This window comes from Streptococcus infantis, from assembly GCF_001579645.1.
In the GTDB taxonomy this organism is placed as follows: Bacteria; Bacillota; Bacilli; order Lactobacillales; family Streptococcaceae; genus Streptococcus; species Streptococcus infantis_E.
Genome location: NZ_KQ970818.1, coordinates 244,545 through 255,193 on the forward strand (window position 1 = coordinate 244,545; position 10,649 = coordinate 255,193).

The window sequence follows — 10,649 nt, forward strand, 5'->3', positions numbered from 1 at the left end:
AATGATTTTCCAAACAGATTCTATGTATTTTTAGCAAGGTAGGTATATAATAGAACTACAAAGTAAATATCTATATTCATATGATGAGCGAGAAAGGTGATGAAGATGAAAACATGGCAAGCAACTGTATTGGTCTGCACTAGTTTGTTTTGTCTATCAGCTTGTAAAAATCAGACAACAAGCGAGGCTGATAAACAAAATGGAGACAAACAAGCGCAAGTTAGCTCTCAGGTAGCAAAAAACGGAGAAGCAGTTACAGACTTTGAACTCACGGGAGTTGATGGGAAAAACTATCATCTATCTGATTATAAGGGTAAAAAGGTCTATCTCAAATTTTGGGCTTCCTGGTGTTCTATCTGTCTAGCCAGTCTTCCTGATACAGATGAACTTGCAAAAGAAGCAAGTGATGACTATGTCATCTTGACAGTGGTTTCTCCTGGTCAAAAAGGCGAGCAGTCAGAAGAAGCCTTTAAAAAATGGTATCAGGGTTTGGACTATAAAGATTTACCAGTATTGTTAGACCCTTCGGGACAACTTTTGGCGAGTTACGGAGTTCGTTCTTATCCGACTCAGGCCTTTATTGATAAGGAAGGTAGACTCGTTAAGACCCAGCCAGGCTTTATGGACAAGGAAACTATTTTACAGACGCTAAAAAGCATAGATTAGAGGCTCATCATGAATGATAAATTAAAAATAATTGTATTCATTGGAATCATCATTTGCATTATTATTGGAATTTTATTTCTTTTGGAAAAAAGGAGCGCAAGCTACACAGATACCACTCAAATCGAGAAGGCAGCAGTTAGTCAAGGACAAAAGGCCAAGAAAAAAACTGAGCCAAGTAAAGATGCTGACTTACATGATATCTATCTAGCGGGAGGTTGTTTCTGGGGAGTAGAAGAGTATTTTTCACGAGTAGCGGGTGTGACAGATGCTGTTTCGGGCTATGCAAATGGTAGAGGAGAAACAACCCAGTATGAATTGATCGGCCAAACTGGGCATGCTGAGACTGTTCATGTGACCTATGATGCCAATCAAATCTCTCTAAAAGAGATCTTGCTTCATTATTTCCGCATTATCAATCCAATCAGTAAGAATAAGCAGGGAAATGATGTGGGGACTCAGTACAGAACAGGAGTTTACTATACAGATGAGAAAGATTTAGAAGTCATCAATCAAGTCTTTGACCAAGTTGCTCAGAAATACGACCAGCCTCTAGCGGTTGAAAAGGAAGCCTTAAGCAATTTTATCGTGGCTGAAGATTACCACCAAGACTATCTCCAGAAAAACCCTAATGGATATTGCCATATCAATGTCAATCAAGCATCCTATCCTGTTATTGATGCAAGTAAATATCCAAAACCGAGTGACGATGAATTGAAAAAACTTCTGTCTCCTGAGGAGTATGCTGTGACTCAAAATGGTCAAACAGAACGTGCCTTTTCAAATCGTTACTGGGATAAATTTGAAGCAGGTATTTATGTGGATGTTGCGACTGGCGAACCTCTCTTTTCTTCGAAAGATAAATTTGAATCGGGCTGTGGTTGGCCTAGCTTTACCCAGCCTATCAGCCCAGATGTTGCAACCTACAAGGAAGACAAGTCATACAATATGGTCAGAACGGAAGTCAGAAGTCGAACAGGGAATTCTCACCTAGGACATGTCTTTACAGATGGACCTCAGGACAAGGGAGGTCTACGCTATTGTATCAATAGTCTATCCATTCGCTTTATTCCTAAAGATCAAATGGAAGAAAAGGGCTATGGCTATTTGTTGGATTATGTTGAGTAATCTTGAGATTATAAAAAAGTGTTTACTAGAAATACATTTTAATTCATAAGAAGTGTAGAATTTGGATTTTAGAAGTAGAATGTCTTTTAAAATAGTTTTCTTTTTAATAAAAGAAAAATGAGGTTTGGCAATTTAGCAGAACATGTTGGGATTACTCCTGCAAATCTTTCAATATTGAAAACAGGTAAGGCTAAAGCTATACGTTTTTCAATGCTTGAAGCTATCTACTAATAACTAGATCGCTAGCCAGATGATTTATTGGAATATCTACCAAATTAAAAATGTTCGATTTATCTCGAAAATATTTTGTAAAAAAATCAACAAAATATTATAATAAGATTATGAAAACGGAATAAAGGAGATGTCTTTAAGGACAAGAACAAAGCTGACATGGAAGATAGAAAAAAGCTACAAAAATTTGCTATTCGTAAACTGAGCATGGGAGTGGGCTCGGTATTGATTGGACTTGCCTTCATTGGAGGAACACTTGAACCGAAACTGGTTCAGGCTGATGAAACCAAGCAAGTTTCCTTTCACTATTTAGCAGAATCGGAGTTGACAGCTGCTGAACGTGAACTCATTCATCATGAATTGCCACAAGATTTGAGCCAAGATAACTATTATCTAGTTTATCGCAAGCAGGGACAAGCCGTCTTACCTCAAACTGGATCTATCAGCTTCCCCTTGGCTGGTCTTGGTCTTTTGACTGCTAGTTTGGTGGTTTTCCTATTTTCAAAGAAAAAACCTTCTAAGATAGTTGGAGTGTTATTGATTGCTTCTGTAGGTAAGAGTTTATTACTACCTTATCAAGTATTTGCTTTTGAACACAAGGAATTGATAGCTTATGATCAGACTACAACCCTTGTGTCTGCAGATGATTTCTCTCAAGGGATTATTGACATTAAAGGCTATGACTATGTCGGCTATTTATTAGAGTCGGATTTAAGAGGAACAGGTCAAGATCTAACATCTAGTGCAAATCCAGAAATTCCTGCAAAACTAGTAAATCAAGCAGCCGTTCATGAAATTCCCGAATTCACAGGTGGAGTATCTGGCGAATCTTTAGTCGAGTCGACTAAACCAACATTTGAAGGTGGCGTCAATGGCCCAGGAGCGGTAGCTGAAGCCTTGCCAGAGTATACCCCAGAATTGAGTAGTCAAAGTGGCGTGCCAGAAGTCCACGACAAAGCAGACTTCACAGGTGGAGTATCTGGCGAATCTTTAGTCGAGCCGTCTAAACCAGCATTTGAGGGTGGCGTCAATGGCCCAGGAGCAGTAGCTGAAGCCTTGCCTGAGTATAAAGCAGAATTGAGTAGTCAAAGTGGCGTGCCAGAAGTCCACGCCAAAGCAGACTTCACAGGCGGAGTATCCGGCGACTCCTTGGTTGAGCCAACAAAACCAACATTTGAAGGTGGAGTCAATGGCCCAGGTACAGTAGCCGAAACCTTACCAGATTATGAAGGTGGTGCAGTTCCAGTTGATACTCTGAAACAGGACCTCCCTGAGTTCACAGGTGGTGTATCCGGTGAATCCTTAGTTGAGCCAACAAAACCAACATTTGAAGGTGGAGTCAATGGCCCAGGTACAGTAGCTGAAGCTTTGCCTGAGTATACACCAGAATTGAGTAGTCAAAGTGGCGTCCCAGAAGTCCATGACAAACCAGACTTTACAGGTGGCGTATCCGGCGAATCCTTAGTCGAGCCGTCAAAACCAACATTTGAAGGTGGATTCAATGGCTCAGGTACAGTATCCGAAAGCTTACCAGAGTATGAAGGAGGTGCAGTTCCAGTTGATACTCTGAAACAGGAAATCCCAGAGTTTACAGGTGGCGTATCCGGCGAATCCTTGGTTGAGCCAACAAAACCATCATTTGAGGGTGGCGTCAATGGCCCAGGTACAGTAGTTGAAGTCTTACCAGATTATGAAGGAGGTGCAGTTCCAGTTGATACTCTGAAACAGGAGATTCCTAGCTATAGTGGTGGTGTGAATGCTACTGAAGCGCTGATTCAGGATACAAACCCGACTTTACATATTGAAGTCCGAAAAGAGTTGATTCCTAAACAAACTAGGGAAAAGATTGATCCAGACATGCTTGTCGGTGAAACAAGAATCGAGCAAGTCGGTCAAGATGGTGAGAAAGAGATTGTTACCAGCTATGAGGAAAAAGATGGGAAACGTATTTCAGAGCCGAAAGAAACAACACGGATTTTAAGAGAAGCGAAAGATCAGGTTATCATCCGCGGCAGTAAGGAAAAGGAAGAAATTAAACCTGAACCTGTCCTAACTCTTTCAACTATTACTGGAAATTCGATGGGTCGTTCAGCTCGCTTAAGTTATAATCTGAACAAGGCAGATGGCGTTACCGTCTCAAAAATTAGTGCCACTATCAAAGCCAAGGGGGTAGAGGATCAGACCATTGACTTAACGAGTGATCAGCTGGAAGCAACAGTTGACAATCTAAAACTTTATACGGATTACACCATATCTACAAGGCTGGTCTTTAATCGTGGTAAGGGTGAGGAGAGCACTCTACTTGAGGACAAGAAGCTTCGTTTAGAACTTAAAAAGCTGGAAATAAAAGATATCAAGGAAACAAGCCTTGTTAAGGTTGACAATGGCAGAGAGACTGAGATTCAATACTTAACGGAAGCACCAAGGAATTTGGAAAACTACTATCTCAAGGTCAGCTCTAAAGATCATAAGACCAGCCGTTTATCCATCAAGTCTATTCAAACTGAGAGAATAAACGGAAAAGAGTATTACAAGGTGACTGCTGAGGCAACTGACTTGATTCAACGTAATGCTCAGAAAACCTTTGAAGAAGGCTATAGCTACTATCTGGCTAAGTCAAGTGCTGATACTCCTACGATTGCTGGCGTAAAAGAATACGCTTATCAGGATATCCAAGATTATGATAGTCACCATGATCAAGCCTATCGAAACCTTGAAAAATTGCAGCCTTTTTACAATAAAGAATGGATTGTTAATCAAGGAAACAAACTGGATCTTGATCACAATCTAGCCAAGAAAGAGGTAGTCTCTGTTATTGGTATGAAGGGGCAAGAATTTGTGACGGACCGTTCAGCGGCAGATCATATCATGGTTCATTATGCAGATCAGACCAAGGATGTATTTGCAATCACCTCACAAAATTCTGGCTTGACTTCCATCAAGGAATACAAGATTGCTGACTTGGATGTGCTGTATACTCCAGATATGCTGGTTAAGGACCGTTCAGCCCTAGCCAAGGACCTGACCTCAATCTTGAAAACAGTGGACTTACAGTCTGAAGGAGTTTATCGAGTCCTAGATGATCAAACTACTAGCCTTGATAAGAAGGCTGAGGCTGTGAAGAACTGGTATCTGGAAGAAAGCTTTGCAGAGGTCAAAGCGCAGCTGGGAACCCTAGTTGATAAGTTACTTACAAATCTAGACTATCAGTGGAATGATTCACCTGCTAGTACCGCTACTCTGAAGAAAAAAGTTCAGGATCATCAGTCAGCTATCATGCTGGGACTTGCTTATCTCAATCGCTATTATGGTATCCGATTTGCCGATTACAATCTGAAAGAACTCATGCTCTTTAAACCAGATTTTTATGGCCAAAATGTGGATATCTTAGATCGGTTGATTGAACTAGGTTCAAGAGAAAGCAACCTAAAAGGCGACCAGACTCATGAAACCTTTGCAAGAGTCCTAGCCAAAGATACAAAATCTGAAGATTTACATGCCTTCTTAGACTACAACAGACAGTTGTTGACGACTGACAAGGATATGAATGACTGGTTTGTGAATGCCACTAAGGGCCATGTATACATAGCCGAGCGAGCTTCGAAGAATCAAGAAATTGCAAATCGGAAGCATCGGGCTTATGACAATCTGAATAACTGGTTGCATCGCAATATGATTCTGCCTTTGTTGAATGTCAAGAAGGCACAGATGTTCCTGATTTCCAACTACAATACCATTACTTTTGGATCAGCTGATAAATCTGGCAAAACCATAGACCAGATGAAAGCTGACATTGATCTAGTAGCGGACCGTCAGTTGACTTACTTGGACTTTTGGTATCGTCTTGCCGCTGATGATGTCAAAGACCGTATGGTTAAGAGTGACTTTAATGTAGCTACACCAGTTTGGGAAGGCTATCGCGTTGATGGACGTGGCTGGGTAGAGCGTTATGGACATACAAGTGGTATGGCAGACTACGCGCCAATTCGTGAAGTATTTGGGCCAGCAGGTCGCTACTATAAGGACAATAAGCTAGGAGCCTATGCCTCTATCTATCCTAATATCAATGCCAGAGATGCTGTTCACTTTGTAGAAATAGATATGATGAGTGAGTATGGTTTGTCTGTCTACACCCATGAGACAACTCACGTCAACGATCGTATTGTCTATCTGGGTGGCTACAAACATCGTGAAGGAACCTATGTAGAAGCCTATGCTCAGGGCATGCTCCAGTCGCCAGCTGAGGAAGGTCATCAGGGTGAGTACGGCGCCCTCGGGCTCAACATGGCATACATGCGACCAAATGATGGGGACCAATGGTACAATCCTGATCCGACCAAGTTGCAAACACGCCAGCAGATTGACCACTACATGAAAGGTTATAACGAGGCCTTGATGCTTCTAGATTATCTGGAAGGGGAACGAGTTCTCGCTAAGAATGATCTGGCTTTGAAGAAGGCTTGGTTCAGTAAGATGACTAAGCAAATGCGCTATCAGGACCAAGATAATAAACTCCTTGCTCCAAACCAGTGGGACTATGTTCGTCCATTGACGGATGAGGAAGCCAAGACTCAGCTAAATTCTGTAGATGACCTAATCAAACATAACATCATCACCAATAGGCATTATCAGGGAACTTACAGACCAGAAGAACTCAAGACAGCTTATGTCAATGTCAAGATGGTAGATGCTATCTACGGCGGTAATACAAGTCAGGGAGCTCCAGGAGCCATCTCCTTCAAGCATAATGCTTTCCGTATGTGGGGGTATTATGGCTACGAAAATGGTTTCCTAGGCTATGCTTCTAATAAATACAAGGATGAGGCCTTAAGCGAGGGACGTGACACCCTTGGAGATGATTTCATTATCCAGAAGGTTTCGAAAGGCAAGTTCCAGAACTTGGAAGAATGGAAGAAGGCTTGGTTTGACGCTATTATTGCTAAGGCAAAACGAGGAATCCATAGTTTTGAAATTGATGGTCAGCAAATTGATTCTTATGAGAAATTGCAAGATTTGTTTGACCAAGCAGTAGAAACGGATTACCGAAACTTCAAGTATGGAGGCTCAGTTGCCAATTATACAGTAGCTCTGAAGAAAAAAGTCTTCCAAAAACTATTGCAGGTGACAGATGCCTTTTCATCCGAACTCTTTCCCAAAGGATAGATAAAAAGTCGGAGTGATAAAAGAGAATGCTATGTTCAGGTTTTCTTAGAAAGTGACATCTACTTTATCATTCTCAAAGAATAAAATTGCCAGATTCCTGTTGGGGTCTGGCTTTTATGGTATACTTAGGATATGCATAGAAAAACAGTGATTGATTTTAGGGCTTTGGGCGAGCGATACACCTTCACCCAGCCTATCAAAGAGTTAAAAACCAGAGATTTAGCAGAAGTGACGGACTTGTTAGCTCAAGTAGAAAGCTACCAAGAGCAAGGCTTTTATGTGGCAGGTTATGTCAGCTATGAGGCTGCGCCAGCTTTTGAGGAAAAATTAGCGGTCCACAAGGCGCCCTTACTGGGGGAGTATTTGCTTTACTTTACTGTCCATGACAAAGTTGAAACATCCAGTATTCCTCTGACTTATGAGGAGGTGGATTTGCCATCAAACTGGCAGGAAGTAACATCTGCTGAGGAATATGAAAAGGCAATTGAACAGATTCACCATCATTTAAGGCAAGGGGACACTTATCAGGTCAATTATACTGTTCAACTCAAGCAGGAGTTGTCTGCCAATCCTTTTGCCATCTACAATCGCATGGTTGTAGAGCAGGAAGCGGGATACAATGCCTATGTTGAACATGACGACATGGCAGTAATTTCCATGAGTCCAGAACTCTTTTTTGAGCAAAATGATCGTGAATTGACAACTCGTCCTATGAAGGGGACGACTAAACGTGGTCTGACTGATGCAGAAGACTTGAAAGAGGCAGTTTGGTTAGAACAGGATCCCAAAAATCGCTCAGAGAATATGATGATAGTGGACCTCTTGCGCAATGACATGAATCGTCTGTCTGAGGTGGGAAGTGAGCATGTGGAACGTTTATGTCAGGTGGAACAGTATTCAACGGTTTGGCAGATGACTTCGACCATCAAGAGTCAGTTACGACCAGATATTGACCTAGTAGAAATCTTCCGTTCACTCTTTCCATGTGGTTCCATCACAGGAGCACCCAAGATAGCGACTATGGAAATTATCAAGAATTTGGAACCACAAGCTAGAGGAGTTTACTGTGGAACAGTTGGACTCTTACTTCCCAATGGACGACGGATTTTCAACGTAGCTATTCGAACCATTCAACTGCATCGAGAGCAGGCCATCTATGGAGTCGGTGGAGGCATCACTTGGGATAGCACTTGGGAGTCAGAATACCGTGAAGTCCAGCAAAAGGCTGCTGTTCTTTACCGAAAACAGCCTCGTTTTCAATTGATTACGACAGGGAAAATCAGCCAGAAAAAATTACTCTTTGAAAATCAACATCTGGAAAGACTGCAAAAAGCAAGTCGTTACTTTGCCTTTCCATTTGATGAAGCTGGTTTGATAGAAGAAATAGAGAAGGAATGTCAGGCTTGTGACCTCCATCAAGACTATCGTTTGCGAATCAGTCTCAATAAGTCTGGAAAAATAGAAATTGATCGACAAGTATTGACACCATTTAGTTCTAGCTTCTGTCAGGCTAAACTTTGTCGGCAAGAAGCTGATTTGCAGCAGGCCTTTACCTACTTTAAGATGACACACCGACCACATTTGACAATGGGAGAGCAGGAAATCATCTATCACACTGCTGATGGAAAATTGCTTGAAACCTCTATTGGGAATCTGGTCTTGAAAATGGCTGGGAAGCTCTATACACCTCCTAGTCAGCTAGGTCTTTTACCAGGGATTTATCGTCAACATTTGCTTGAAAATGGGCAAGTAGAAGAGAAAATTCTGACGTTAGCAGATTTGAATCAAGCAGAAGCTACCTATGGCTGTAATGCAGTCAGAGGCTTGTATGAATTGTCAGTAAAGGAGAACTAATTGAAACTCATATTTTTACACGGTTTGGGACAGTCAGCAGATAGTTGGAAAGAAGTTCAGGATTTGCTGGCAGATTATCCCTCTGAAGCCCTGGACTTATTTCCTTCAGGAGTTGGGACCTACCAAGAAGCCAAGGAACGCATTTATCAGCACTTATCAAAGGAAACAGAGCCTTTTGTCTTAGTTGGCTTATCTTTAGGGGCTGCACTTGCGTTGGAGCTTTCAAGTTATGATCTACCATATCTTCAGGCCTTGGTTTTGTCAGGATGTCCACTGAAATTAGCAGGTAACATTCCTTTTTACATTCAGTTGCTGATATTCAAATTGCTTCCTAAGAGGATATATGAGAAGCAGGGGGCAGATAAGGCTCTTATGGTTGGAGTTTCTGAGGAATTAAAAATACTTGATTTAAGAGAGATTGCACGGAATTGTCCCTATCCAAGCTTGTTAATTTGTGGTAGTCAGGATAAGCCTAATCTCAGTTCAATGAAAGCTATTCAAGAACTGATGCCAGATTCTCAGTTTGAGATCATCCCTGACGGCCCTCATGTCTTGAATAAGGCAAAACCAAAAGAGTTTGCAGAATTAACCAGAAGTTTTCTTGAATTGCAGAAATAAGTTTGATAAAATAATATGGAAGTTGATATTATAATTTTAGGAGAAAATCATGAACAAACGTCATTTATTAAAACTAGGCCTAGCTTCTTTACCTGCCCTAGCTTTGTTTTTACAACCTGTTGTGGCAGATGAAAGTATTCATTTTTCAAGCTGTAAGGAAGCTTGGGAAAATGGTTATGCGGATATTCATAGGGGAGAACCAGGTTATTCTGCCACTCTGGATAAGGATCATGATGGAATCGCTTGTGAATCGAAGAATGCGCCTCAGGGAGTTTTAAAAGAGAAAAAGACGAGTACATCTCAAGCTAACAACAGTGTAGCACCAAATAGTGCAACACCAAATAGTGCAGTATCTGCTCCTAGTGCAGCAGCTGTAAGTGGCTGGGTTCGTCAGAATGGATCTTGGTACTATTTTTCTGAAAATGGAAATCCAGTAACAAATACTTGGCAGGGGGCTTACTACCTCAAATCAGATGGAAGAATGGCTGAGAATGAGTGGGTATACGATAACTATTACCAAGCTTGGTATTACCTCAAATCAGATGGATCTTATGCACGCAATACTTGGCAAGGAAGTTACTACCTCAAATCAGATGGTAAAATGGCTCAGAGTGAATGGATTTATGATTCTTACTACAAAGCCTGGTATTACCTTAAATCAGATGGATCTTATGCGCATAATACTTGGCAAGGTGCATACTACCTCAAGTCAAATGGGAAAATGGCTCAGAGTGAGTGGGTCTATGATTCTTCTTACCAATCTTGGTACTACTTGAAATCAGATGGATCTTATGCTCGCAATGCATGGCATGGAAATTACTATTTGAAATCGGATGGTAAAATGGCTAAGAATGAGCGAGTTGATGGCGGGCGCTATTATGTAGATGCTTCTGGTTTGTGGAAACCATAGAATAGAAAAAAATTCTGGAAAGTTAATGCAAACCTTTGCACTGAATGGCAGATTTTGTTATACTAGTACTGTAAGCATTTTC

General features: G+C 41.3%; 7 protein-coding genes. All 7 read left to right on the top strand.

The features are described 5' to 3' along the window. Positions 1-105 precede the first annotated feature (105 nt). The 7 genes from SINDD18_RS01200 to SINDD18_RS01225 all read left to right on the top strand — a co-directional run bounded on the left by SINDD18_RS01200 (position 106) and on the right by SINDD18_RS01225 (position 10,567). Positions 106-666 carry a TlpA family protein disulfide reductase gene (locus SINDD18_RS01200; RefSeq protein WP_061862800.1) on the top strand — a complete coding sequence of 187 codons (561 nt, stop codon included), beginning with the start codon at positions 106-108 and terminating at the stop codon, positions 664-666. A 9-nt stretch (positions 667-675) separates the two neighbouring features. Beyond that, positions 676-1,791, top strand: a complete 1,116-nt coding sequence (gene msrB / locus SINDD18_RS01205) for a peptide-methionine (R)-S-oxide reductase MsrB (RefSeq protein WP_061862801.1) — start codon at positions 676-678, stop codon at positions 1,789-1,791. Between the two features lie 117 nt (positions 1,792-1,908). After that, complete coding sequence (locus tag SINDD18_RS10740; protein ID WP_153014380.1) at positions 1,909-2,022, top strand: helix-turn-helix domain-containing protein; 114 nt, start codon at positions 1,909-1,911, stop codon at positions 2,020-2,022. Positions 2,023-2,181: 159 nt separating this feature from the next. Then, the gene (locus SINDD18_RS01210) at positions 2,182-7,185 is read left to right on the top strand and encodes an SIALI-17 repeat-containing surface protein (protein WP_061862802.1); all 5,004 of its coding nucleotides are present in this window, start codon (positions 2,182-2,184) and stop codon (positions 7,183-7,185) included. Positions 7,186-7,317: 132 nt separating this feature from the next. After that, positions 7,318-9,039 carry an aminodeoxychorismate synthase component I gene (pabB, locus tag SINDD18_RS01215; protein WP_061862803.1) on the top strand — a complete coding sequence of 574 codons (1,722 nt, stop codon included), beginning with the start codon at positions 7,318-7,320 and terminating at the stop codon, positions 9,037-9,039. Further along, positions 9,040-9,657 (top strand): alpha/beta fold hydrolase, encoded by a 618-nt coding sequence (locus SINDD18_RS01220; protein ID WP_061862804.1) that lies wholly within the window; start codon positions 9,040-9,042, stop codon positions 9,655-9,657. It abuts the gene before it with no gap. Positions 9,658-9,706: 49 nt separating this feature from the next. Then, the gene (locus tag SINDD18_RS01225; protein WP_081108232.1) at positions 9,707-10,567 is read left to right on the top strand and encodes an excalibur calcium-binding domain-containing protein; all 861 of its coding nucleotides are present in this window, start codon (positions 9,707-9,709) and stop codon (positions 10,565-10,567) included. Positions 10,568-10,649: the final 82 nt, after the last annotated feature.